Annotated in this window: 26 protein-coding genes; 14 read left to right on the top strand and 12 right to left on the bottom strand. The window is 64.4% G+C overall.

Going from position 1 to position 24,725, the window contains the following annotated elements; genetic code table 11:
- Positions 1 to 95: 95 nt before the first annotated feature.
- From CH281_RS01235 to CH281_RS01245, 3 genes are all read right to left on the bottom strand, one after another.
- Positions 96 to 2,033, bottom strand: a complete 1,938-nt coding sequence (locus CH281_RS01235) for a primary-amine oxidase (protein ID WP_032365170.1) — start codon at positions 2,031 to 2,033, stop codon at positions 96 to 98.
- A complete protein-coding gene (locus CH281_RS01240) occupies positions 2,030 to 3,469 on the bottom strand; it encodes a gamma-aminobutyraldehyde dehydrogenase (RefSeq protein ID WP_094652000.1) in 1,440 nt (479 codons plus the stop codon). The genes CH281_RS01235 and CH281_RS01240 overlap by 4 nt, the downstream gene beginning before the upstream one ends.
- 95 nt (positions 3,470 to 3,564) lie before the next feature.
- Entirely contained in the window at positions 3,565 to 4,227 is a 663-nt protein-coding gene (locus tag CH281_RS01245) for a TetR family transcriptional regulator (protein WP_179274073.1), read from the bottom strand.
- A 70-nt stretch (positions 4,228 to 4,297) separates the two neighbouring features.
- On the opposite strand from CH281_RS01245, the gene mqo reads away from it, so the two are divergent.
- Positions 4,298 to 5,620: a malate dehydrogenase (quinone) gene (mqo, locus tag CH281_RS01250; RefSeq protein ID WP_094692624.1), complete on the top strand. Its 1,323-nt coding sequence runs from the start codon at positions 4,298 to 4,300 to the stop codon at positions 5,618 to 5,620.
- Positions 5,621 to 5,629: 9 nt separating this feature from the next.
- Positions 5,630 to 6,625, top strand: a complete 996-nt coding sequence (locus CH281_RS01255; protein WP_256983311.1) for an MBL fold metallo-hydrolase — start codon at positions 5,630 to 5,632, stop codon at positions 6,623 to 6,625.
- 26 nt (positions 6,626 to 6,651) lie between these two features.
- On the opposite strand, the gene CH281_RS01260 is transcribed toward CH281_RS01255, so the two are convergent.
- Both CH281_RS01260 and ramB read right to left on the bottom strand, forming a co-directional pair.
- Entirely contained in the window at positions 6,652 to 7,425 is a 774-nt protein-coding gene (locus tag CH281_RS01260; protein ID WP_057472712.1) for an LLM class flavin-dependent oxidoreductase, read from the bottom strand.
- Positions 7,426 to 7,442: 17 nt separating this feature from the next.
- Positions 7,443 to 8,855, bottom strand: coding sequence for an acetate metabolism transcriptional regulator RamB (gene ramB / locus CH281_RS01265; protein WP_027498407.1), 1,413 nt, complete (start codon positions 8,853 to 8,855; stop codon positions 7,443 to 7,445).
- Between the two features lie 148 nt (positions 8,856 to 9,003).
- Here ramB and CH281_RS01270 point away from each other — a divergent pair, with 148 nt between their 5' ends.
- A complete protein-coding gene (locus CH281_RS01270) occupies positions 9,004 to 9,408 on the top strand; it encodes an SPW repeat domain-containing protein (protein ID WP_032381228.1) in 405 nt (134 codons plus the stop codon).
- An 85-nt stretch (positions 9,409 to 9,493) separates the two neighbouring features.
- Here CH281_RS01270 and CH281_RS01275 read toward each other — a convergent pair whose 3' ends face one another.
- Entirely contained in the window at positions 9,494 to 10,408 is a 915-nt protein-coding gene (locus tag CH281_RS01275; RefSeq protein WP_143544749.1) for a DUF559 domain-containing protein, read from the bottom strand.
- Between the two features lie 532 nt (positions 10,409 to 10,940).
- Here CH281_RS01275 and aceA point away from each other — a divergent pair.
- The 4 genes from aceA to CH281_RS01295 all read left to right on the top strand — a co-directional run bounded on the left by aceA (position 10,941) and on the right by CH281_RS01295 (position 14,774).
- A complete protein-coding gene (gene aceA, locus CH281_RS01280) occupies positions 10,941 to 12,230 on the top strand; it encodes an isocitrate lyase (RefSeq protein ID WP_027498404.1) in 1,290 nt (429 codons plus the stop codon).
- 164 nt (positions 12,231 to 12,394) lie between these two features.
- A complete protein-coding gene (locus CH281_RS01285) occupies positions 12,395 to 13,270 on the top strand; it encodes a 3-hydroxybutyryl-CoA dehydrogenase (RefSeq protein ID WP_082519141.1) in 876 nt (291 codons plus the stop codon).
- A gap of 85 nt (positions 13,271 to 13,355) precedes the next feature.
- Positions 13,356 to 13,637: a hypothetical protein gene (locus CH281_RS01290; RefSeq protein ID WP_205914000.1), complete on the top strand. Its 282-nt coding sequence runs from the start codon at positions 13,356 to 13,358 to the stop codon at positions 13,635 to 13,637.
- Between the two features lie 96 nt (positions 13,638 to 13,733).
- On the top strand, positions 13,734 to 14,774 hold the full coding sequence (locus CH281_RS01295; protein ID WP_027498401.1) for an NAD(P)-dependent alcohol dehydrogenase: 1,041 nt from the start codon (positions 13,734 to 13,736) through the stop codon (positions 14,772 to 14,774).
- Between the two features lie 79 nt (positions 14,775 to 14,853).
- On the opposite strand, the gene CH281_RS01300 is transcribed toward CH281_RS01295, so the two are convergent.
- Positions 14,854 to 15,711, bottom strand: a complete 858-nt coding sequence (locus CH281_RS01300; RefSeq protein WP_032365178.1) for a PPK2 family polyphosphate kinase — start codon at positions 15,709 to 15,711, stop codon at positions 14,854 to 14,856.
- Positions 15,712 to 15,743: 32 nt separating this feature from the next.
- On the opposite strand from CH281_RS01300, the gene CH281_RS01305 reads away from it, so the two are divergent.
- On the top strand, positions 15,744 to 16,205 hold the full coding sequence (locus CH281_RS01305; protein ID WP_032399593.1) for a PPOX class F420-dependent oxidoreductase: 462 nt from the start codon (positions 15,744 to 15,746) through the stop codon (positions 16,203 to 16,205).
- Positions 16,206 to 16,275: 70 nt separating this feature from the next.
- Here the strand turns inward: CH281_RS01305 and CH281_RS01310 are convergent, their stop codons facing one another.
- A complete protein-coding gene (locus CH281_RS01310; RefSeq protein WP_094692628.1) occupies positions 16,276 to 17,265 on the bottom strand; it encodes an iron-siderophore ABC transporter substrate-binding protein in 990 nt (329 codons plus the stop codon).
- Positions 17,266 to 17,281: 16 nt separating this feature from the next.
- Positions 17,282 to 17,827 (bottom strand): type 1 glutamine amidotransferase domain-containing protein, encoded by a 546-nt coding sequence (locus CH281_RS01315; RefSeq protein WP_176456693.1) that lies wholly within the window; start codon positions 17,825 to 17,827, stop codon positions 17,282 to 17,284.
- A 72-nt stretch (positions 17,828 to 17,899) separates the two neighbouring features.
- On the opposite strand from CH281_RS01315, the gene CH281_RS26710 reads away from it, so the two are divergent.
- A complete protein-coding gene (locus tag CH281_RS26710) occupies positions 17,900 to 18,067 on the top strand; it encodes a hypothetical protein (RefSeq protein ID WP_179274074.1) in 168 nt (55 codons plus the stop codon).
- A 2-nt stretch (positions 18,068 to 18,069) separates the two neighbouring features.
- Here CH281_RS26710 and CH281_RS01320 read toward each other — a convergent pair whose 3' ends face one another.
- Positions 18,070 to 18,747 (bottom strand): TetR/AcrR family transcriptional regulator, encoded by a 678-nt coding sequence (locus tag CH281_RS01320; RefSeq protein ID WP_228139367.1) that lies wholly within the window; start codon positions 18,745 to 18,747, stop codon positions 18,070 to 18,072.
- A gap of 140 nt (positions 18,748 to 18,887) precedes the next feature.
- Between CH281_RS01320 and CH281_RS01325 the strand changes: the two genes are divergently transcribed.
- The 5 genes from CH281_RS01325 to CH281_RS01345 all read left to right on the top strand — a co-directional run bounded on the left by CH281_RS01325 (position 18,888) and on the right by CH281_RS01345 (position 22,954).
- Positions 18,888 to 20,162: a DUF445 domain-containing protein gene (locus CH281_RS01325; RefSeq protein ID WP_027498395.1), complete on the top strand. Its 1,275-nt coding sequence runs from the start codon at positions 18,888 to 18,890 to the stop codon at positions 20,160 to 20,162.
- Positions 20,163 to 20,235: 73 nt separating this feature from the next.
- Complete coding sequence (locus tag CH281_RS01330; protein WP_027498394.1) at positions 20,236 to 20,703, top strand: helix-turn-helix domain-containing protein; 468 nt, start codon at positions 20,236 to 20,238, stop codon at positions 20,701 to 20,703.
- Positions 20,696 to 21,490 carry a heparin-binding hemagglutinin gene (locus CH281_RS01335; RefSeq protein WP_094692630.1) on the top strand — a complete coding sequence of 265 codons (795 nt, stop codon included), beginning with the start codon at positions 20,696 to 20,698 and terminating at the stop codon, positions 21,488 to 21,490. Before CH281_RS01330 ends, CH281_RS01335 begins: the two co-directional genes overlap by 8 nt.
- A gap of 67 nt (positions 21,491 to 21,557) precedes the next feature.
- Positions 21,558 to 21,848 (top strand): DUF2516 family protein, encoded by a 291-nt coding sequence (locus tag CH281_RS01340; protein WP_027498392.1) that lies wholly within the window; start codon positions 21,558 to 21,560, stop codon positions 21,846 to 21,848.
- Between the two features lie 74 nt (positions 21,849 to 21,922).
- Positions 21,923 to 22,954, top strand: coding sequence for an alpha/beta fold hydrolase (locus CH281_RS01345; protein WP_032365182.1), 1,032 nt, complete (start codon positions 21,923 to 21,925; stop codon positions 22,952 to 22,954).
- 10 nt (positions 22,955 to 22,964) lie between these two features.
- Here the strand turns inward: CH281_RS01345 and purU are convergent, their stop codons facing one another.
- Positions 22,965 to 23,849, bottom strand: a complete 885-nt coding sequence (gene purU / locus CH281_RS01350; RefSeq protein WP_094692632.1) for a formyltetrahydrofolate deformylase — start codon at positions 23,847 to 23,849, stop codon at positions 22,965 to 22,967.
- A gap of 13 nt (positions 23,850 to 23,862) precedes the next feature.
- Positions 23,863 to 24,705 carry a class I SAM-dependent methyltransferase gene (locus tag CH281_RS01355; RefSeq protein WP_094692634.1) on the bottom strand — a complete coding sequence of 281 codons (843 nt, stop codon included), beginning with the start codon at positions 24,703 to 24,705 and terminating at the stop codon, positions 23,863 to 23,865.
- Positions 24,706 to 24,725 lie beyond the last annotated feature (20 nt).

Genomic DNA, 24,725 nt, shown 5'->3' on the forward strand with positions numbered 1-24,725 from the left:
CGGTCATTTCAACACAGCGAAGCGGCGCGTAGCTCAGGTGAGCTACGCGCCGCTTCGCTTCGTTGTCGGTCCTCGCTGCCGTCAGGTCGCGCCAGTCAGTGACAGGTGCTGCCGGGATCGGTGTGGCAGTGCTTCGGCTCCGATGGTGCGACGTCGAGCGAGGGGTTGCGGTCGAAGAAGCCGAAAGGCTTGAGCCAGAACGAGACGGTGTCGGACGGCATCACCGGCCAGTCCTCGGGCCTGGTGATGTGATGGATGCCGAAGGTGTACCAGACCACCACATCGGTGTTCTCGATCGAACGGTTTTTCTCGGTCCACTCGGGGAGGCCATGGTCGACGCCACTCTGATTGACGAACTCGCCACTGGGCCAACGCTCGTCGGGTGAATTGGGCGTGACCCACACGGTGTGACCGATCACCTGGGAACGCTGGAAGATCGGCGAGGCCGGGTCGAACATCGCCGGAATCGCCGAGCCGGGCACCAACTTGTACGCGGGCCGGGTGCCGAGACCGTTGGTGACGTTGTCGTTGACCACCTTCCACGCCTTCTGCGTGTTCCAGTCGTAGTCCTGCTTGCCCTCGGACTCGGTGGTGAGCGGGGTGTTCACTTGCGTCAGGGCCAGACCGTACGGATTGTCGGGACCCATCGGAACCATCTGGGTCTGGCTGGAATAGACGGTGTTCTCGGTGCCGTCGATGTCCAGATCGAGCCGGGCGACCAGGAAGTGCTGGTGGTACGGCGCATACGTGCGATTGTCGATCAGCGTGCCCGACGGATGGGTGCCGCCCTCCTCGAAGTGGGTGACGACCATGATGCCGGTGGCGCGCACCTCGCACTCGATGTTGCCGTCCTGATAGAAGCGCCAGTAGACGAGATACTCGTAGTTGGCGACGGTGGCGTGGAAGCTGACGGTGAGACGGCGCATCCGACGCACCTCTGCCCCGGCGTCGTGATCGACGTGCTTCCACAGCACCGCGTTGTCTTCCTCGTGGATGCAGATCGCGTTGGTGATCGTGTACGGCTCGCCTTTGCTGTTGTGCAGCACGGCATCGAGGTACCGGATCTCACCGAGGCAATCGCAGCCGAGCTCGAGCGAGGTGGTCATGAAGCCCAGGCCCCACTCGCCGATGTCGAATGCGGTGCGCCGATAGTGGTCCTCGGTGTGGTCACGATACGGAACGACCATCTCCGCGAACGACATTCGGTTCGCGACGGATCGCGTGTTCCCGTTGTCGTCGTAGGTGACCGCGTGCAGCGTCATGCCCTCGCGGTAGTTGAACCCCACACGCAGCGACCAGTTCTGCCACGTCAGCTTGTTGCCGTCCAGCTCGAACGACGGGCCGTCCGGCTGGGTGATCTCGAGTGGCTTCAGCGGCGGACGGCTGCTGGCGTTGCGGATGCGCTCCGGAATATGGCGGGGTACATACTCGCCCATGATCTCCGGCCGCTCGACGCGGTAGGTGTCCTCGATTTCGAGCAGTTCCATCGTGTTGGCGTCGATGACGCAGTGGAAGCCGCCCACCGGCCCCGCGTACGGATTGGCACCCTCTGCGGCTTTGACCCACGTGTCGGACCAGCCCAGGCGTCGACCCTTGTACTTCTCGGGCGTCACCGCCTCGCCGTACGTCCAGGTGTCCATGAACACCAGATCGAGATCGGTGATCCCGCGATCGGCAAGCGCGGCAATCACATCGGGGTGTGCACGCAGCGCCGCGTCGGCCTCTTCCCACTCGTCGACGGTGAAGTTGGGCTGCACGTCCGGGATGTGGGTCCAGGATTCGGTGCTCCTGTTGTCCAGTGACACCACGGCCTTGAACGTGCTGTTCTCGGCGCGGTTCAACACCACCGAGACTGCGCGACGGGCGGGGACGGTACCGTCCGCATCGAACGCGGCGACCTCGGACTTGGACGGTTCGATCATCTCGATCGAGGCGAATCGCCACCCGTCGCCGACACCGTGTTCCCGGCCCAGAACCTCGGCGACGGTAGAGAACTCGTCGCTCGAGAGTGGGTCCAGGGGATGGAGTGTCATGCGATGGTCTCCGTCGAGCTCATCACGTGCTTGATGCGGGTGTAATCGTCCACGCCGTAGGCCGAGAGGTCCTTGCCGTAACCGGAGTACTTGAAGCCGCCGTGCGGCATCTCGGCCACCAACGGGATGTGGCAGTTGACCCAGACGGCGCCGAAGTCCAGAGCCGCCGAAATGCGAAGCGTGCGAGCATGATCGGACGTCCAGACGCTCGACGCGAGACCGAAGTCGACGTCGTTGGCAAGTTCGATCGCCTCTGCCTCGTCGGAGAACTTCTGCACCGTCAGCACCGGGCCGAACGTCTCCTCCTGCACGATGGGATCGGATTGCTGCACGCCCGTGATGATCGTGGGCTCGTAGAAGAATCCCTTGTCGCCGATGCGCTTTCCGCCGGTGACGATGGTGGCGTGTGCGCCGATACCGTCGACCTTGGAGCTGACCTGACCGAAGTGGTTGACGTTGTTCAGCGGGCCGAGGAAGGTGTCGGGGTCGTCGGGCAATCCGACCTTCAGTGTCTTCGCCTTGGCGACGAGTGCGTCGACGAGCGAGTCGTGTACCGACTCGTGTACCAACACGCGAGTGACCGCCGTGCAGTCCTGGCCGGCGTTGAAGAACGCGGCCTCGGCGATGCCGTCGGCGGCCTTGGTGATGTCGACGTCGTCGAACACGATGGCCGGTGCCTTGCCGCCCAGTTCGAGGTGCGCGCGCTTGAGCTGCTTGGCAGCGGCGACGGCGACGGCGATGCCTGCCCGCACCGAACCGGTGATCGAGACCAGGCCGGGCGTCTTGTGTTCGACGATGGCTGCGCCGGTGCCGCCGTTGCCGAGCACGATGTTCAGCACGCCGTCGGGGACGATGCCCTTCGACAATTTTGCCAGCACCAGGGTGCTCTCGGGGGTGGTGTCGCTCGGCTTGAGAACGACGGTGTTGCCGGCCGCGAGGGCAGGCCCGATCTTCCAGATCGCCATCATGAACGGGTAGTTCCATGGAGTCACCTGCCCCACGACGCCGATCGGCTCGCGGCGTACGTACGAGGTGAACCCGTCCATGTACTCGCCGGCCGACTTGCCTTCGAGCATCCGTGCAGCCCCGGCGAAGAACCGAATCTGATCTGCTCCGACGGTGACTTCCTCGGCGGCGATGGTGGCCTTCGGCTGACCGGTGTTACGACTCTGCGCCTCGACGATCTCGTCGCTGTGGGCCTCGATGGCATCGGCGAGCTTCAGCAGTACTTTCTGCCGCTCACTCGGAGTCGTCTTGCCCCAGGTCTCGAAAGCTTTGGCGGCAGCCGACATTGCGGCATCGACATCGGCAGCATCGGAAATCGGGGCTCGAGCGACCACCGACTCGTCCACCGGACTGACGACATCGAGCATCTCGGTACCCGAGGGCGTCACGAATGCCCCGTCGATGTAGTTCTGCAGGACAGGCACCGTCATCACAACCCCTAGCGTCGACTATTTCGGTTCTGCAAAGCCTGCACCCACGGACGAGACTTTGCCACCCGACAAGATGTACACGACGATGCGAGTAATCAGGACGAAACGTCAGTCTCCTCGGCCAGCGCCCTGACACCGGCGATGTAGGTGTCCAGCCCGAGCTTCTCGAACGCCGTCCGCGCGCTGACGTCGCTCAGGTACGAGGCTGCGGCGAGGATATTGGGAAACTCGTCGGGATGGAGGGAGTCCATCGTTTCCGCCACCTCGTGTTCGACGTGTGCCCGCCGCTCCGGCTCGACTTCGACACCCGTGAACAGCGGCTCCGTGATCAACGAAATGGCGACTCGAACGCCGTGACGGGCCAGCTGGGTGGCGTCGGACAGGGAGAAGCCGGCCTCACCGAGAACTTTCAGGCTGAGCTCCATTGCCGCTCTGCTGTTGGGGGAGAACAGCATTCGTGGAACGACGATGGTCGCTGCTCCGGGATGTGCGCGCAAGGCTCGCATGAAGTCCTCGAGCACGGTGCGCAGTTGTTCCCACCACGTTGCCGTGGGATCGACGGTGATTTCGAGATCCTGGCAGACGCGGTCGCCCATGGCGTCGAGCAGTTCGTCCTTGTTCTTCACATGCCAGTAGATCGCCATGGGAGAGACACCGAGTTCGGTGGCGATCTTGCGGATGGTGAGCGAGTCGAGTCCGCGTCGGTACGCGACTTCGAGCGCGGCGTCGACGACGGCAGTCCTGGTCAAGCGAGGCACCGGCAGAACTATACAGGCGTACGAGTCGGTGTTAGCGTGACTTGTACTTAGTACGAGAGAGGGGTGCACGATGGATGACGTCATCCTCGTCGGCGGTGGGGTGATGAGCGCGACGCTCGGCACGCTGCTGCAACGTGTGGAGCCGACCTGGTCGATTCGGGTCCTCGAACGATTGCCCGAGGTAGCGATGGAAGCCTCCGACGGGTGGAACAATGCCGGGACCGGCCACGCCGGCCTGTGCGAAACCAACTACACGACGGAGAGAGTCGACGGCTCCGTCGATATCGACCGGGCCGTCGCGATCGCCGAGCAGTTCGCCGTGACGCGACGCTTCTGGTCGACGCTGGCCGACACCAGCTTCGTACGTTCGGTGCCGCACATGACCCTGGTGCAGGGGGCGGAGAACGTTCGATCGCTGCAGGCCAGGCATCGAGCGTTGACCGCGCATCCGCTGTTTCGAGCCATGGAGTACACCGAAGATGCTGCGGTACTGGACGAGTGGGCACCGCTCGTGTCGGCGGGACGAACAGGCGACTGGGCCGCCACCCGAGATGCGACCGGAACCGACGTCGACTTCGGTGCACTGACGCGGCAGTTGCTGGGGGACATGAGTGGACGTGGTGCGCGCGTGGAGACCGGGCGGGAGGTGACCGGGATGAGTCAGGAACGGGACGGATCCTGGTCCCTGCGAGTGCGCGGTGGCCGATCGATCGAGCGCGCGCGCTTCGTGTTTGTCGGTGCCGGTGGGTGGGCTCTGAAGCTGTTGCGCACAGCAGGGATTCCAGAGGCCCGCGGTTACGGACTACTACCAATCAGCGGGCAGTTCTTGCGTTGTGATCGGCCCGAGGTGGTCGACAGACACGACGCGAAGGTCTACGGAACTCCGCCCATCGGAGCGCCTCCGATGTCGGTGCCCCATCTCGACACCCGCATCGTCGACGGGCGGCGGTCCATACTCTTCGGGCCGTACGCCGGCGCGAATCCTCGGTTTCTGAAACATGGATCGTGGCTCGACTTCCCGGCGTCGATCGACCGGCACAACATCGGGTCACTCCTGTCGATGGCAGGCAACAACACGCCGTTGATAGGTCTGCTGCTGTCGGAATTGACGGCCACCCGAGCCAAGAAGATCGCTGCGTTGCGCCAATTCGTACCGAATGCCGATCCGTCGGACTGGTCCGTGGTCCCCGCCGGACAGCGCGCCCAGATCGTCGTGAACGGGCAATTGCGTTTCGGCACGGAGGTGATCGCGTCGCAGGACGGCTCCATCGCCGCCGTGCTCGGCGCATCGCCCGGCGCCTCCACCGCTGTTCCCATCATGCTGGAAGTATTGGGTCGATGTTTTCCGGAGCGCCAGTGGAATGGTCGACTGCAAGAGATGCTCAGCGGATAGCCTGTGGCAGTGCGAAACACCGAGGTGGGATACCAGCAGATCGCCGACGACACCTGGGCCTTCATGCGTCCACCGGGCAGTTGGGGTCAGACCAACACCGGGCTCGTCGTGGCACCCGGCTCGGCGTCGATGCTGATCGACACCGTCTGGGACGTGAACTGGGCCGACAGGGTTGCCGCCGACACCGCCGAGTTGGTTGCCGCCGCACCGATCACCGAGGTCCTCAACACGCATTCGGACGGTGATCACTGGTGGGGAAACGACAGCGTGCCCGCCTCCGCACGGATCACCGCCAGTGCGGCGTCGCTGCACGCGATGAAGGAGGAGACCCCGCCGAAGGGAGTATCCGCATTCGCGTCCTTCGGCAAGGCAGTCGGCTGGGTGCCGGGACCGATCGGTGCCATGGGCTCCTACATGAACCGTGTTCGCGGCGATGCGCTGTTTCCGTCGGCGCTGCCCCGCCTGCCTGATCACACCTTCGAAACCACCGAAACCATCGATGTCGCAGGACGATCGGTGCACCTGCGCTACCTCGGTCCGGCGCACACCGAAGGCGATGTCATCGCGCACCTCTCGGACGTGGGGGTCGTGTTCGCGGGCGACCTGCTCTTCATCGACGCCACCCCGGTGCTCTGGCACGGCCCGCTGCAGAACTGGATCGACGCCCTCGACCACCTCCTCGAACTCGACGCCGACGTGTACGTCCCCGGCCACGGACCCCTGTGCGGCACCGACGAAATACGCGCCGTGCGCAGCTACTGGACCTGGGTGGCCGAGGCCGGACGAGCGTGCTTCGACGCGGGCCTCGGCTCCACCGAGGCCGCCCTGAACCTGCTCAAATCACCCGAATTCGGCCATTACGCGCACTGGGATTCGCCCGAGCGACTCATCCTCAGCATGAGCACGCTCTACCGCCTGTGGCGAGGCGAACCCGCTGCGCCACCCACGCTGACGCGTCGAGCACGCGCGTTCGCCGACGCGGGACGGTATCTGCGGGAGCGCTAGTGTCAGCCTTTCGGTGAGGCTGCTGGTTACTGGGCTCCTAACTCCGTCGTCAAGGACGCGGCGTGCGCGAACAGTGGGGTCGGATCCGGTTGTTGTGCAGACGGTTCGAGTACAACAGTGGTCGCGCCCGCATCGATCCAGCGCTGCAGATTGCTCATGGCGGCATCGGAATCGGATCCGACGGCGACATAGACGACGATGTCGTGACCCGGCCCCGCGGCGATATGCCCGACGGCAGTCCGCAGCTGATCCGGGTCCGTCTCGCTCGTGAGAATGGTGCCGACACTCCTGCGGCCGCTCAGAGCAAGGGTTTTCGGGCCCGTGGCCCCGACGAGCAGTGGAGGTGCCTGCAGCGGAGGCCAATCGAGCTGCACATTGTCGAGCGAGACGTACCGACCCTGCGTGGTGACGCTCTCGCCCGCGAGGAGAGCGGTGAGGGCTGTCATCTGCTCGTCGAGCAACGTCAGCGGAGACTGCACTCGTGCGCCGATCTGGCCCATCCACGACTGGACGCCGTGGCCGAGTCCCACGCGGAGCCGGCCCGGATGGACCCGAGCGACGGTCGCGATCTCCATGGCCGTCGACGCCACGTTCCGCATCGGAGTGGGCAACACCCCGATGCCGACGTTCACGCGATCGGTGCTCGCGAGAATCAGTGCAGCAGTGGACAGCCCGCCGGAGAAGAAGCAGTCTTCCCACAGCCAGATCTCGTCGACGCCCGCGGCATCGGCTGCGCGAGCCGCGTCGACCAGCGCCTCCGGGGCGATCTCGGGCCGGAGTACAACGCCGATTCGGGTCATGGGAATTCTCTTTCTACTCAGCGAACGAGGTACGGGGACACCGAGCTTCGGTGCTCGTCTATGTCGAGATCCTTGCCGAGCGGCGGAAACGCACGCTGCGGGCAGTTCGAGCGTTCGCAGACCCGGCAACCCGCTCCGATCGGAGTTGCGACCGCCGAGCCCTGCACGTCCAGTCCATCGGCATAGACGAGCCGTCCGGCATGGCGCAGTTCGCAACCGAGGCCGATGGCAAAAGTCTTGCCGGGCTGCCCGTATCGAGCGGCGCGGCGTTCCACCGTACGTGCGATCCACAAATAATTGCGGCCGTCGGGCATCTCGGCGATCTGCGTCATGATCTTGCCGGGATACGCGAACGTCTCGTACACGTTCCACAGCGGGCACGTGCCGCCGCTGGAGGAGAAGTGAAAGCCGGTGGCGGACTGTCGTTTAGACATGTTGCCGGCGCGATCGACCCGGACGAACGAGAACGGCACACCGCGCATCTCGGGGCGCTGCAGCGTGGAGAGTCGGTGGCAGATGGTCTCGTAACTCACCGAGAAGAAGGCCGACAGCCGCTCGATGTCGTATCGGAAATCCTCGGCGACATCGTGGAACTGGTGATACGGCAACACCGTCGCGGCCGCGAAATAGTTGGCGAACCCGAGCACCGCCAATTTCTTCGACGCCTCGCTCGTGAAGTTTCCCTCGTCGGCCATCTTGTTCAACAGATCACCGCATTCGAGATACGCGAGCTCGGCGGCGAACTTGAACACCTTCTGCCCGCCGGAGAGGTGAGGAGAAATCTCCAACACCCGCGTCTGCGGGTCGAACCGATGCAGCACGTTCTCACCGAGGTCGATGCGATTGACGATCTGCACGTCGTGCACCGTGCGCAACCGCTTCGCGATCTCACCGCCCACGTCGGCGCGATGGAACCGGATCCGCGATGTCAATGCCTCTGCGGCGGTATCCAATTCGTGCAGATAGTTCTGTCGTTGATAGAAGTAGTCGCGCACCTCTTCGTGCGGCTTGCTGATGGAGCCGCTGCCGCTGCCGTCGGAGAATCGTTCCTCGGTCGCTGCCAACAGCTGAGCCGTCGTATTGCGGTATCGGCGATGCATATTGACCATTGCCCGAGCCAGCTGTGGGTGCGAGCTGACCATCTGCGCGATCTCGTGCGGATCGGCATCGATGCCCATGTCCTGATCGAGTGCGACTTCGCGCAACTCGGCAACCAACCTGGTGTCGTCCTCCGAGGAGAAGAACGAGGTGTCGACGCCGAAGACCTCCGAGATCCGCAGCAGTACCGGAACCGTCAACGGGCGTACGTCGTGCTCGATCTGGTTGAGATAGCTGGCCGAGATACCGAGCTTCTGCGCCAGAGATACCTGGCTCATGCTGCGTTCGCTGCGGAGCTGCCGAAGGCGAACGCCGACGAAAGTCTTGGACACGGTTGCCAGGCTACGCCTGCGAAGAATTGCCTTAACACCGTTCGCAACTAGCTGCTGGGTCACGATTCGGTGACCGTCGGGAACATTAGCCGAAGTAAAGGCGTATACCGATACACGAGCTATTCACCACGCACCTCGAGGAGCGGTCATGTCCAATCGTCAGCGCACATCGGAAATCGTCAGGGACGTCGTCGTCTTCGTCACCGGAGCCGTTCTGGTCGCCTCCACCGTCTGGCTTCCCGTCCAGGGCGACCAAGAAGTCACCGGAGCCATCCTGGTGCTCGGCATCCTTGCGGCATCGTCGGCGCTCTGGGCCATCGGATCCGCGTCCAGGCAGAGTCACTGGACTCACGTCGGCCTCGGTGTGTTGCTTGCCGTCTCGCCCGCGCTGATGGTCTTCCCCTCCGGATTGCTGGCCGCGGACCTGTTCGCCATCGTCGGCGGACTCGTGATCGCTGCAATGGGTGCGCTGGGGGTCATTGCGTCGCGCCGGGCGCCGGTCACCTCGCGAGTAGTGGCCTCCAGCAACGAGCGCACCGGCGTTCGCATCTGAGGCTTCTCTGCAACTGATGCTCCACTTCCCGGGACAGGCGCGATGAATCCCGTGTGCGGCCCAGCGAGTGGAGCATTGTGTGCAGTCATCGCCGCGATGCCCGGCGCCGCCTGACAACCGACGCGATTTCGGCAGCCACGTCGTCAGGCGCGGTGAGCACATTGAACGCCGAGTAGCGCAGCACCAACCAGCCATCGAGGACCAGCGCGTTCTGTCGTCGGCGATCCTTGCTGAATACGGCTGCTGCACTGTGAAATTCGCGACCGTCGACTTCGATGATCGTTCGGCTGCGGCGGTCGACGAAATCACACACGAACGGACCGACTGCAGCGTTCATCTCCAGGCGCAGGCCGAGTCGATGCACTGCGCGGCCCAGGGCGCGCTCGGGCTCCGACGCAAATCTCGATACCGCGAGCCGCACCTGACGAGCCAGCTCGACGTTCCCGTGCCGACCCGGGAATCGGTCGAGTAGGCAGAGCAACGAAGCCGGGTCCATTCCGAACTTCAGGCGCTCATCGATCAGCAACTCGGCATCGGGGCGGGGGAGTAGCGCCAGGCAATCGAGCATCGTCTGCGCAGAGATGGTGCAGGGCAGCGCCGCGACCTCGTCGACGAGCGTGGAGTCCATATCGCGGCGGTGCAGCCGAAGCCACGATGGAGGTCGCAGCCGCGCAGTTCGAGGGACGGTGGCGTCGAGCATTGTCGGTTCGGCGGTCCAGCCGCGCAGGTACGCGGCCGATCGATGACTGAGGACGGCGTCGGGTCGCCACAGCGTGATCGCCCGACAACGGTCCATCGTCGACGGCTCCCCGCGCATGTGGACCGTCGGCAGGACGCGGGTGAAGCGACGCGAGACGGTGCTGGGGTGAATCCCTGCGTCGACGAGATCCCTCCAAGTGGTGGGAGTGGAGCCTGCGGGGGCGGGAGTGGAGCCTGCGGAATGACCTGCGGGGGTGGGAGTGGAGCCTGCGGAACGACCCGCGGGGTTGTGGTGTGTCATAGCTGCAGCATCGGCGCGTCGTTGTGGGGCGTTGATCGGTCGACCTGGGGAAATGGAATGGCCTGTGCATGGCCGAATGCTTGTGGATGGTGCAATTCCTGCTCCACTCGACGCACTCGCACGGGGGATTCTCCAACGAGAGATCGCGAGAGGAGCACCTCGTGCAGCGTCCACATCGTGAGACGAAGCAAGTGTGACGTCCATCACTTCCAGGCTGTTTTCTGACTCGATTCAGACGCCCGATTCAAACCGTACAAGCGTCCCGTAAAGAATTTTGTTCATTCCGTTCACCAACTGGGGATTCGTCGCTACCGACGAGTAACCACGCCGCCCGATCAGCGAGGTATGCGAGCCCCGAAAATTCGCAGACTTAGCAAAGGGCTCTGGAAAGCTAGCCAAGATTGGCACTAACAACTGGTAGACGCCTGTTTTCGGGTGTGCCATTGTTTTGGAGTACACCAGAAGGGCCTGGCAACGATGTGAAGATTCGTCTCGCGGCAGGCCGAGAAGCAGAGAAGAGACTGGAGCTCCGATGTCGACCACCGGCACCCCGAAGACCACCGCCGAGATTCAGCAGGATTGGGACACCAACCCGCGCTGGAAGGGCGTCACCCGTAACTTCACCGCGCAGCAGGTCTCCGACCTCCAGGGCACTGTGGTCGAAGAAGCCACACTCGCTCGCCGCGGCAGCGAGATCCTGTGGGATCTCGTCAACAACGAGGACTACATCAACTCGCTCGGTGCCCTCACCGGCAACCAGGCCGTGCAGCAGATTCGCGCCGGCCTCCAGGCGATCTACCTCTCCGGCTGGCAGGTCGCCGGCGACGCCAACCTCTCGGGCCACACCTACCCGGACCAGAGCCTCTACCCGGCCAACTCGGTTCCGTCGGTCGTCCGTCGCATCAACAACGCGCTCCTGCGCGCCGACGAGATCGCCAAGATCGAGGGCGACACGTCCGTCAAGAACTGGGTTGCACCCATCGTGGCCGACGCCGAAGCAGGCTTCGGTGGCGCACTGAACGCATACGAGCTGCAGAAGGCCATGATCGTGGCCGGTGCTGCCGGCGTGCACTGGGAAGACCAGCTCGCATCGGAGAAGAAGTGCGGCCACCTCGGTGGCAAGGTGCTCATCCCCACCCAGCAGCACATCCGCACCCTGACCTCCGCCCGTCTGGCCTCGGACGTCGCCGACGTCCCCTCGGTCATCATCGCCCGCACCGACGCCGAGGCAGCCACGCTGATCACCTCCGACGTCGACGAGCGTGACCGCGAGTTCCTCGACGGAACCCGCACTGCAGAAGGCTTCTTCGGCGTCAAGAACGGCATCGAGCCCTGCATCGCTCGCGCCAAGGCCTACGCACCGTACGCAGACCTCATCTGGATGGAGACCGGCGTCCCGGACCTCGAGGTCGCCAAGAAGTTCTCCGAGTCGGTTCGCAGCGAATTCCCGGACCAGCTGCTCGCCTACAACTGCTCGCCTTCGTTCAACTGGAAGGCACACCTGGACGACGCCACCATCGCGAAGTTCCAGAAAGAACTCGGCGCCATGGGCTTCAAGTTCCAGTTCATCACCCTCGCAGGCTTCCACTCGCTCAACTACGGCATGTTCGACCTGGCACACGGCTACGCCCGCGAAGGCATGACCGCGTTCGTCGATCTGCAGGAGCGCGAGTTCAAGGCTGCAGAAGAGCGTGGCTTCACCGCCATCAAGCACCAGCGTGAGGTCGGCGCGGGCTACTTCGACCGCATCGCCACCACCGTCGACCCCAACACGTCGACCGCAGCACTGAAGGGCTCCACCGAAGAAGGCCAGTTCCACTGAGCTAGCCCGCCTCCCCGGATCTTCAGCGCACCCGTCAGGCGGTCCGCAACTTTCGTTGCGGGCCGCCTGTTCTGTCTTGCGAAGGTTTTGGGCGTACCCCAGCAGAGTTACCCCCATCTCGCTTTGAGCTGTTGTTGCGCAATGTATTTCGAAGGAGTGTCATTGTGACGGTCGAGAGGGTGGGGATCGTCGGAGCCGGACAGATGGGTGCGGGAATCGCAGAGGTCTGCGCCCGCGCGCACGTCGACGTGGCGGTCTACGAACAGACTCGCGAACTGGCGACGGCCGGCCGCAGTCGCATCCTGCAATCACTGGACCGCGGAGTGAGCAGCGGCAAGATCACCGAGCGCGAACGAGAACACGCCGCCTCCCGGTTGCGGTTCACCTGCGACCTCGGGGACTTCGCAGACCGCCAACTCGTCGTCGAAGCAGTCCTCGAGGACGAAAAGGTCAAGTCGGCAATATTCGCAGAACTCGACGCGGTGGTGTCCGACGCGAATGCCGTGCTCGCGTCCAACACCTCGTCCATTCCGATCACGACGCTCGCGTCGGCCACCACGGCACCGCAGCGCGTCGTCGGACTTCATTTCTTCAATCCGGTTCCGGTATTGCCGCTCGTCGAGCTGGTCACCACGAGCACAACGTCCGATGCGGTGGCCGACCGTGCCGAAGCCTTCGCCGGAGATGTTCTCGGCAAGCAGGTGGTGCGATCCGCGGATCGCTCGGGCTTCGTCGTCAACGCACTTCTCGTTCCGTATCTGCTCTCGGCGATCCGCATGGTCGAGTCGGGATTCGCCACCAAGGAAGACGTCGACAAAGCGACGGTTCTGGGTTTGGCGCACCCGATGGGACCGCTCGCGCTCGCGGATCTCGTAGGTCTCGACACCGTCAAGTCCATTGCCGACTCCATGTATTCGGAATTCGACGAGCCGCTGTTCGCGGCACCGCCGCTGTTGTTGCGCATGGTCGAGGCGGGACAGACGGGCAAGAAGACCGGGGCCGGGTTCTACCGCTACGAGAACGGCCGCGTAGCAAAGTAGTGGGCGTCTCGGGCGGGTCGCCGCGCAGCGGCCTGCCGAGCGCTATTGTCGGTCTGCCGGTGCAAATCCATCGATCCCAGGGAGCATGTCAGTGAGCAAGTCCAAGAAGTCGAACGGTCTGGTGCCCAAGGCATTCGGAATCGGGTTGGCCGCTACAGGCGCGGCCCATTTCGTCGTGCCGGAGGCCTTCGAGGGAATCACCAAGCTTCCGTTCCCCAAGGACACTCGAACCTGGATCAGTCGTAACGGGGCCACCGAACTGGCCGTCGGCGTGGCGATCGCGTACCCCAAGACCCGCAAGATCGGACTGGTCGGTCTGGCAGCGTATGTTGGATGGCTCGGCGTCAATATCGCCAAGAACAGCTGACGTTACTGTTGCGAACGACTCGTTCGAAGCAGGAATAGCCTGGTCGTAGCGGTAGCTGTGTTGCGCTTACACAGATGCGTAGGTAGCAATGTAGATATGACTTCAGCTACCGCTTACCAGGCCACCGCTCCGGACGCCCCGCTCGAGAAGGCGACGATCGAGCGACGCGCAGTCGGACCGCACGACATCCTCATCGACGTCAAGTTCGCGGGCATCTGCCACTCCGACATCCACACCGCCCGAAACGAGTGGGGCGGCACCACGTACCCCGTCGTTCCCGGACACGAGATCGCCGGCATCGTGGCCGAGGTCGGCTCCGAGGTGACCACCCGCAAGGTCGGCGACCGCGTGGGCGTCGGCTGCTTCGTCGACTCCTGCGGCAAGTGCGAGGCATGTCTCGACGGCGACGAGCAGTACTGCACCAAGGGCGTCGTCCAGACGTACAACTCCACCACCTACGAGGGTGAGTTCACCAACGGCGGCTACTCCACCCAGATCGTCGTCACCGAGAAGTTCGTCCTCGGAATCCCGGAAGGCGTCGAACTCGACGTCGCAGCGCCGCTGCTGTGCGCAGGCATCACGCTGTACTCGCCCCTCAAGCACTGGGGAGCCGGCCCCGACAAGAAGGTCGCCATCATCGGAATGGGCGGCCTCGGACACATCGGCGTCAAGATCGCTCACGCCATGGGCGCGCACGTCACCGTGCTGAGCCAGACGGATGCGAAAGAAGCAGACGGCAAGGCCTACGGTGCCGACGAGTACTACGCCACCAAGGACACCACCGCGCTCAAGGATCTGCAGGGCAAGTTCGACCTGATCCTCAACACCGTCTCGGCCAACCTGCCCATGGGCAAGTACCTGGGACTGCTGGCCCGCAACGGAACACTCGTCGAGCTCGGTGTTCCCGAGAAGCCCCTCGAGGTGCCTGCATTCAACCTGCTGGCCAACCGTCGCTCGTTCGCCGGTTCCATGGTCGGCGGCATCGCCGAGACCCAGGAAATGCTGGACTTCTGCGCCGAGCACCACATCGGTGCCGAGATCGAGGTCATCCCGGCCGAGAAGATCAACGAGGCATACGACCGCGTCGTCAAGTCCGACGTGCGCTACCGCTTCGTGATCGACGCAGCCACGCTGTAACTGTCTCCTTGGACGCGTGAATGGTCCATCGACCTGCCCAGACGGGGGTCGATGGACCATTGACGCCTTCGAAGGGGGTTCAGCTCTCGGCCAGCCGCTTCTTCTCGTGTTCGACATCGAAATCGGCTGCGGGCCAATCGAGATCGAGCTTTTCGAGCGCGTCGATGAGAATTTCCGTGACGGCCAGTCTGCTGTACCACTTGCGGTCGGACGGGACGACGTACCACGGTGCGTGGTCGGTATCCGTGCGATCGAGAACCCGCTGATACGCCGTCCGGTACTGCGGCAGGAAACCACGCTCGGTGACGTCGCCCGGGTTGTACTTCCAGTGCTTCTCGGGTCGATCCAGCCGTTCCTGCAGTCGCTTCTTCTGTTCGTCGGCCGAGACGAACAAGGCCACCTTGACGACGACCGTGTCCTCGTCGACCAACTCCTTCTCGAAGGCGTTGATCTCGTCGAATCGCTTCTCCCACACCTGCCGTGGCACGAGGTCGTGGACCGCGACGACGAGAACGTCCTCGTAATGGGACCGATCGAACACCCCGATTCGGCCTGCGCGCGGAAGAGCTTTGCGGATGCGCCACAGGTAGTGGTGTTGCTTCTCCTCCTGGGTCGGCACCCCGAACGACGCGAGGTCGACGCCCTGCGGATCGACCATCCCGATGACGTGCTTGACCATGCCGCCCTTGCCCGCAGTGTCCATGCCCTGCAGCACGAGCAGAACCGACTTGGTGCCGCCTGCGCGCCCGTGGGCATAGAGCTTTTCCTGGAGCGCCGCAAGGACCGCACCGCGCTGCTCGAGGACGTCGTTGCCGTGTGCTTTCGCGCCGTCGAACCCCGGAGTGGCGGTGAAATCGATGTCCTCCACCCGAGGAGAGGCACTGGCGCGCAGCACATCGACGGGAGAGAGCGTCCACAGTTTCGACTTGTCGGCCATAGGCGGAAGACTACTTCTCTACCATGGGATTCATGGCCCCTACCATCGCAAAAGCCGAGACTGTGTCGCGTGAGCAACTGCTCGAATTCGTATCTCCGCGGCACCACCACACCCTGATCACGCGTAAGCGCGACGACGGTCTGCAGGTCTCCCCGGTGACCGCAGGCGTGGACTCGGAAGGCCGCATCGTCATCGCCACCTACCCCGAGCGCGCCAAGGTGCACAACATCCGCCGCACGCCGGCCGTCACCGTGTTGGTACACAGCGACGACTGGAACGGCGACTACGTCCAGGTCGACGGGACGGCCGAGATCATCGATCTTCCCGACGCCGTCGAGCCTCTGGTGGAGTACTTCCGCAGCATCGCCGGCGAGCACTCGGACTGGGACGAGTACCGCGCGGCGATGGTGAAGCAGGGAAAGTCGTTGATCCGCATCACGATCGACACCTGGGGCCCGATCGCCGCGGGTGGCTTCCCGCCCGGGAGAGTGTGACAAGCCCCCGGGAAGAGTGTGACAAGCCCGCCCGGGAAGAGTGTCGCAAGCCCTCCCGGGCGGGTGTGAGCTAGGCCTTCAGTGGTTCTGCGAACAGTGGCACTGCGTTGTCCAGTGCATATCGGGTTCCCGCGACCGAGGCGGCCGAGAATGCGTTGGACAGGTCGGTGTCACCGAGCACGACGAGGCGTCCGTCGCGGGCCGATGGCAGTCCCTGGATGAGCGGGTTCTCGGTGATGACCTCGGGTCCGCTGCCGATGGGGAACATGACGGTCAGGTCGGCGTCGAGGTTCGCGATGTTCTCCTCGGACAGGTCGACGCTGAACTTCCCGGGTTGGGCGAGGTCCTGGATGGCCGGGGCGTTCGTCAGTCCGAGTGCTTCGAGGAAGTCGACTCGGGTGTCGCCGCGTACGTAGGCCCCGCTCTGGCCGCTGTACAGCGTGCCGACGGCGACGGACTTGCCGGCGAATTCCGGGTTGGCAGCCACGGTCTCGGCGAATTGGGTCTTGGTGTCGTCGATCAGCTTCTTGCCTTCGTCGACTTTTCCGAGCGCCTCGGCGACGATCTCGGTCTGCCCGTCCCATGTGGTGCCGTAGGCGACGTCGGTTCCCGGAGGTGCCGCGACAGTGGGGGCGATGTCGGACAGCTGGTCGTACACGGCCTTGTCGTTGGTGCTCCTGGTCCACAGGATCAGGTCCGGTGCCAGGGCGGCGACCGATTCGACGTCGATGTCGTAGGTGGCCAGGATCGTCGGGTCGGTGTCGTACTTTTCGGTGACCCAGGGGCCGAGGCCGTTGCCGCCGACGCCGAGCCAGTCACTGGCTCCGACGGGCTGCACGCCGAGAGCCAATGCGGTTTCGGCGTCGGACCAGCCGAGCGCAACTACTCGCTGGGGGTCGGCCGGCACCTCGACCTCCCCGAACATGTCGGTGACGACGGTGCCCGCAGCAGCCGAATCGGCCGGGTCGCCGTCGTCGGAATTACCGGATCCGCACGCGGTCAGGGTCAGGGCGAGGGCCACGGCTGCCGCAGGCAGGGCCAGAGATCGAGAAATGCGCATAGGGCACGCTAACCTATCAAGCGCGGAAGTGCTCCACGATCTTCGCGCAGAAGGCAGGCAGGTCGTCGGGGTTGCGGCTCGACACCAGATTGCCGTCCACGACCACTTCCTCGTCGACGACGGTGGCACCGGCGTTACGAAGGTCGGTCCGAATGCTCGGGTAGGACGTCAGCGTGCGGCCTTTCAGTACGTCTGCTTCGGCCAACGTCCACGCGCCGTGGCAGATGACTCCGACCGGTTTGCGCGCCTGAACGAACGCACGCACGAACTCCACTGCGTCCGCATCCACGCGCAATTGATCGGGATTCGTGGTGCCGCCGGGCAGGATCAATGCGTCGAAGTCGTCGACCGATACCTCGCCCGCGATCTTGTCGACACTGAACGTGTCGCCTGCGTTCACGTCGCTGTTCATGGCTTGGATGTCGCCATGATCGAGCGACACCAATGTGACTGTGCCACCGGCATTTTCGACGGCTTCACGGGGCTGCACCAACTCGACCTGCTCGACACCGTCGGTGGCGAGAACGGCAATGCGGCGTCCGGACAATGTTTCGTTGCTCATGCTCGTTCGGATTACCGGCGCGATCGACTTTCAAACGAGAACCGTGTGCGCGGCAGTGGTACGAATGGACACATGAGCGAATCACCGATCGAATCTCCGACCGAGGATCGCGTCGAGCAGAATCTGCCGATCGCGGACGAACCGGACGAGCCGGATGCGGGCGATCTCCCCGTCGAGGCCGACGCCACGGACGTCATCGAACAACGCACCGAAGTTCCGCTCGACGACGAATACGACTAGCGCTAGGACTTACCCGGCTCGTCGTCCACCAGAGGATGCGGCTGCGACTTGAACTTGGCCGGTGAGCCGTCGGCCATGGCCACGCCGTGGATGCCGCCCCACATCATCATGCAGAGGTAGTCGATCAGGTCGTCGGCGGACATGGACTTGTTCGAGATCCACCAGTGCGTGGCCAACTGGACTGCGCCGACGATGGCGAACGCCCACGGCACCGAGCCGCCCGAATCCATCTCACGTTGGCGCAGCCGCTCACCCAACACGGTGGAGAGGAGTTCGGCGATCATGCGCTCGGACTCGGCCACCACGTCCCGGTTGTTGCCGGCGTTGTTGGCCATCACGTAGAGGTACACCTCGGGATCGGTGGCCACCGTCTCGACGTAGGCGGTCACCACCACCCGGGTCAGCTCGTACTCGTCGAGCTCGTGGGAGATCGCGGAGTAGATGCGCGGCGCGAGGGTGGTTTCGACGTACCGGGACATCGTCGCGCTGGTCAGATCGTTCTTGTCGGTGAAATACCGATAGAGCACCGTCTTCGAGATACCGATCTCCGACGCGATCTCGTCCATCCCGATCTCGCGACCACGCAGCCGGATCGCGGCCAACGTACCGTCGACGAGCTCCTCGCGTCGGGCAATCTTGTGCTCTCGCCATCGACGCTTGCGGCCGTCCGGCTTCTCGATCTTGGGCTTGTCCGCGTCCGCCTCGGGGGCGTCCTCCGAGGCTGCCGCCGCACTATTTTTCACCACGTCACCCACCTTATGCGTCGGGTACGACACAGGAGGGGGCCGTGCCCGGTTGATCGGTTGCGATTCTGGGCACAATGTCGGGTGTGCAGCTCATGAACTTCGACGACGAGACCAAGCGTCGCGACCTCCGCAAGATGAAAACCGTCGCGACGGGATTCCTCGTCTTCGCCTCGATCGTCTATCTTTTCTGCCGCTGGCAGGAATCCACCGGGGCCGGGGCATGGGTGGGGTACGTCCGAGCGGCGTCGGAGGCAGGCATGGTGGGCGCGCTGGCGGACTGGTTCGCGGTGACGGCCCTGTTCAAGCATCCGCTGGGCATTCCGATTCCGCACACGGCCCTGATCAAGAAGAAGAAGGACCAGCTCGGTGCCAGCCTGAGCTCGTTCGTCGGTAGCAACTTCCTCGCGCCCGAGGTCGTCTCGGAGAAGGTCGCGTCGGCCCAGGTGCCGTTGCGACTCGGCACCTGGCTCGCCCAACCCGACAATGCGGAACGGGTGGCGGCCGAGGCGGCAACGGTGCTGCATGGCGTGGTCGACGTGCTCAACGACGAGGACATCACCGCCGTCATCGACAGCACCATCGTGCGCCGACTGGCCGATCCGCAATGGGGTCCGCCGATCGGCCGCATCCTCGACGAGCTGCTTCGCGAGAATCGTCAGCTCCCGCTGATCGACATGCTGGCCGAGCGCGCTCATCAGTGGGCACTGGGCAGCCAGGAAATGATCGATCGTGTCGTCGCCCGGGACTCGCCCAACTGGTCGCCGAAGTTCGTCGACACGCTGCTGGGGGAGAAGGTCTACAAGGAACTCGTCGAGTTCACGTGGAAGATCCGCTCCAATCCCGAACACGAGGTGCGCCTGGCGGCGAACAAGTTCCTCGTCGACTACGCCAACGATCTGCAGAACGATCCGGCCACCATCGAGAAGGCCGAGAAGCTCAAGGCACAGATCATGGGCCGCGAGGAGATCACCGGGCTCGCCGCGTCGACGTGGAAGGTGGCAAAGCGTCTGATCACCGAGTCGGTGGACGATCCGACGAGTACTTTGCGCAACAAGATCAAGGAGAACACGGCCAACTTCGGCATTCGACTGCGCGACGACGACGAATTGCGCGGAAAAGCGGACGGTTGGCTGCTGGGTGGGGCCCGTTACATCGCTGCCAACTACGCAGACGAGATCACGACGATCATCGGCGACACCGTCGCGCGCTGGGACGCCGAGGAAGCGAGCAGGAAGATCGAACTGCAGGTCGGACGAGACCTGCAGTTCATCCGGATCAACGGCACCGTCGTCGGTTCCATCGCAGGCCTGGCGATCTACACCGTCTCCGATCTGATCTTCGGGCACTAGTGCTAGCAGAGTGCTTGCAATAGTTAGCACCCTTCGGTACCGTCCAGTAGGACACCGAAACCAGGAGGCCGAGATGGCCGAGAACGAGGGGGATCTGGTCGCCAAAGCGACCGAGGCGACGCAGGTGGTCGCCGAGGCCGGAGACCTTGTCGCCGCAGTCGTCACGACTGCAGCCCAGGACATCGGAAGCTACATCCGGTCCCAGCGAGAAGCCGCACAAGTATCCATGCGGCAGCTCGCGAGCAGGGCCGGAGTGAGCAACCCGTATCTGAGCCAGATCGAACGCGGACTACGCAATCCGTCCGCAGAAGTGCTTGCGCAGATAGCCAAGGGTCTGCGCGTCTCCTCCGAGGTGCTGTACGTCCGGGCCGGGATCTTGGAAGCGCGTCCCCACGGTCCGGTGCGCGAAGCTCTGCTCGGCGATGAGCACATCACCGAACGGCAGAAGCAAGTGCTGATCGAGATCTACGACTCGTTCTGTCGTGAGAACGAGTCGACGCAAGAGCCCGAAACCGACGAACAGGAGACACCAGATGTCTGATTCCAAGAACTTCGAGAACGTCAAGACTCCGATCTACGCAGCTGTCGGTGCCGGCGACGCAGTCGTCCAGGCCGTCGCAGATGTCGTGGCACAGGTGCGCTCGCGCGCCGAGAGCCGGACCAGCGAGGTCAACGCCCGCATCGCAGACCTCTCCGAAGAGGTCACCGAGGGCGTCGAGTCGCTCCGCGAGCGCCTGACGAACCTGCCCGCAGAGCTGCCCGACGAGATCGCCGAGCTCCGCGAGCGCTTCACCCCGGACGAGCTTCGCAAGGTAGCCGAGGCGTACCTCAAGGTCGCGTCCGACCTGTACACCTCGCTCGCCGAGCGCGGCGAAGAGACCGTCGAGCGCATCCGCCGCACCCCGGCAGTCGAAGAAGGCCTCGAACGCGCCAACTCCGCCGCCAACGACGTCGTCGACCTCACCGAGCACGCTCTCGGAACTGTCGCATCGCAGACCCGCGCAGTCGGCGAGCGCGCCGCAGCTCTGGCCGGCATCGCGTCGGACAAGGTTCGCGAAGGTGCCGACGAGATCTCCGAGGCCGCCGACGAGCTCGCCGAGAACATCGACGAAGCCGGCGACGAAGCCAAGGACAAGGCCGTCGAGGCGTCCGACAAGGTGAGCGGCGTGGCAGGCAAGGTCGAATCCAAGACCCGCGGCACCGCCGACGCACCGATCAAGAAGGCTGCTCCGGCACCGGCCAAGAAGACCGCACCGGCACCGGCCGCCAAGAAGACCGCACCGGCACCGGCTGCCAAGAAGGCTCCGGCCAAGAAGACCACCAGCTAAAGCACTCGTAAAGAAAACGACCCCTGCACCGCACGGTGCAGGGGTCGTTTCTCGTACACTGGGCGACGTGATTGCGAGCAGCTTCTCCCAGACGATCTTCCTGATCCTGCAAATCATCTCGATTGCAGGGGCTGCGTACGCAATCTTCCACGCGCTACGCCAACGTGCCGACGCTTTTCCGGCCACCGGCAAGCTGACCAAGAACGCCTGGCTGGGCATTCTGGCCGTCGGGCTGCTGCTGACGCTGATCGGCCCGATCGTCATCATGTTCTGGATCATCGGAGTCGTCGCGATCGCGGTGTACCTGGTGGACGTGCGTCCCAAGATCGACGGCATTCAGCGCGGACCGCGCTGGTAGAGGGGCTTGAAGCACCCGTTCGGCGCTGGGCGTAACCTCTACCGCACCCGCTCGGGGGTCACAGGTAGAGGGGAATGTCAGTGGTTTCACGCAAGGTAATCGAACGTTCGCTGCTCGGAGTCGGAGGCATCGCCGCTGCCGCGAGCATCGGGGCCTTCGTCGTTCGGCGACGTCGACTCCATTCGTTCACCAAGACCACGGACGTGCAGCCGGACGAGTTGCTGCAACATCCCACGGCCGAGCCGACCGTCACCGAAGTCGTCACCGACGACGGCGCACACCTGCATGTGCGTAGCTACGGTGACCCCGATGCCGAACCCGTCCTGTTCAGTCATGGTTGGACCTGCTCGGCCGATTACTGGTTTCCGCAGATCAATGCGCTCGCAGGTCGCTACCGCGTCATCGTCTACGACCAGCGCGGACACGGGCGCAGCGACGTCGGAACGCGTCCGCTGAGCCCCGACGTACTGGCCGACGACCTGTCGGCCGTTCTCTCGGCCACCGTCACCGAGGACAACAAAACCGTCCTGGTGGGGCACAGTATGGGCGGCATGTCGATCATGGCGTGGGCCGGAAATTACCCCGATCAGGTCGACCGCCTGGTCAGCGCCGTGCTGCTCGCCAGCACGGCGACGGATTCCCTCGTCCGAGAGACCACCGTCATCCCGTTGCCACAGCGCTTCCCACGGGTGCCGGCGCCGGTGGGACGCGCTGTGCTGAGCTCGGCGCTACCGCTGCGGCCGTCCCCGGTGACCCGCCAAGCCATCAAGTACATCTCGATGGCCCCCGGTGCCACGCCCGCCGAGGTGGCGTTCTGCGAGAAGATCGTGCTCGAGTGCGCGCCGCGTACCCGGGGTATCTGGGGCGCTGCGCTGAGCGACCTCGACATCCGCGAGGCGCTCGAGAACATGTCCGTGCCCACCAGCGTGCTCGTCGGATCTGCGGATCGTCTGACCCCGCCCGTGCACGCGCGCAAGCTCGCCCGAGCACTCGACGACCACGATCACCTGAGCCGACTGATCGTCATCCCCGGAATCGGCCACATGAGCTCGGTGGAAGCGATCGACGACTTCAACGCCGAAGTCGTTCGTCTGCGGAACCTGTGACCCGAACGGTCTAGCTGAACACCACGGTCTTGCGTCCGTGCACCAGGACGCGATCCTCGAGGTGCCAGCGCAGGCCGCGGGAGAGCACCAGCTTCTCGATGTCGCGGCCCTGACGCACCATGTCGGTCACCTCGTCGGAGTGGTCGACGCGGATGACGTCCTGCTCGATGATGGGTCCCGCATCGAGCTCGGCCGTCACATAGTGGCACGTCGCGCCGATGAGCTTGACGCCACGGGCGAACGCCTGGTGGTACGGCCGAGCACCGACGAACGACGGCAGGAAGCTGTGGTGGATGTTGATGGCGCGACCGGCCCAGTGCTGGCACAGCGACTCGGGCAACACCTGCATGAAACGCGCCAACACGACCGCGTGCGGGTCGTAGGAGTCGACGAGCGACCGAACTTCCTCGAAGGCCGGTCCGCGCTCGGACGGGTCCTTCGCGAACTCGACGTGATGGAAGGGTGTTCCGTGCGCCGCAGCAACGGGCTCGAGCGACCTGTGGTTGCCGATCACCGCCGAGATCTGTGCGGGTAGCTCCCCGCCGGCCGCGCGGCCCAGGAGATCGTGCAAGCAATGTGCTTCCTTGCTGACCAGCAGTACGACTCGCTTGGGTGCGCCCGAATCATGCAGTGCCCATTCGGTCTCCGGGCCGAGCTCGGCAGCCACCTCGGCGAAGCGGGCCCGCAGATCCTCGACACTCATGCTCACCGACGAGGCCCGCACGGCCTGACGCGTGAAGAACCAACCAGTATCGGGATCGGCGTGATAGGCGGCCTCGACGATCCAGCCGCCGACCTCGGCGAGGAACGTGGAGATACGGGCGACGATGCCCGTCTTGTCTGGGCAACCGAGGGACAGAACGTAGCGGCGATCCTCGGACACGGAAGAACTCATGAGGGCAATTCTCTCAGGGCGCTCGCAACCCGGTTGCCACCAGTGTCCCGAGATCGATCGAATCGATGCCGCGCTCGGTCAGCGACGCGAACAAGTCCGCTCGAATCCGCCCGACGGCTGCGTCGTCGAACGGGGTGAGGGCACCGCGCAGAGCACTGCCCAACACGAAGCTCCACACGAACGACTCCGTGGCGGGTACATGATTACTCAGCTCGACCACCCGGACGTCCGTCGTACCGGCCGCCGCGAGCCACGTACCGAGCAGATCGGCCGTCTCCATGCGCCGGATCGGGTGCTTGTCGTACCCCTCCTGCGCGAGGCGGCCCACCTGTTCCGTGGACGGAGAATGTGCTGCGATCAACTCGAAATACGCACGGGAGAACGCCTCGATCGCGCCCTGACGCCACACCGTCACCCCGACGCCGCCACCCGGCCGGACCAGCGACACCAGGCGCGAGAAGTCCCGCTCGGGATCCGGCAGGAAGAAGATGCCGTACGAACACGCCAGGGCGTCGTATCCGGCGTCGGGAACGGTCGACGGCGGTTCCCAGGCAGTGGCGTCGGCGACGACGAAGTCGATGTTGCGTAGGGCGCGCTCGGTGGCTTTCGCCCGGCCCACCTCCAGCAGGTCGTCGGCGAGGTCGACGGCATGGACCAGGCCGTCCGGGCCGACAGCTGCCGCGGCGGGAAGCGCCGACGCCCCCGTGCCGGAACACACGTCCAGTACGGCGTCGCCGGATCGCAGCCCCAGAGCGAACGTCAGCGACTGCCCGGCCGGGCCCCAGACCAGCGGCGTCACCGCGTCGAACTCCCTGCTGGTGGCGTTGAACGTGTCGGCGAGCGAGGCTGCGTCCATAGCCGAGAATGGTAGACCGA

The organism is Rhodococcus sp. 06-221-2 (assembly GCF_002258365.1).
In the GTDB taxonomy this organism is placed as follows: Bacteria; Actinomycetota; Actinomycetes; order Mycobacteriales; family Mycobacteriaceae; genus Rhodococcoides; species Rhodococcoides fascians.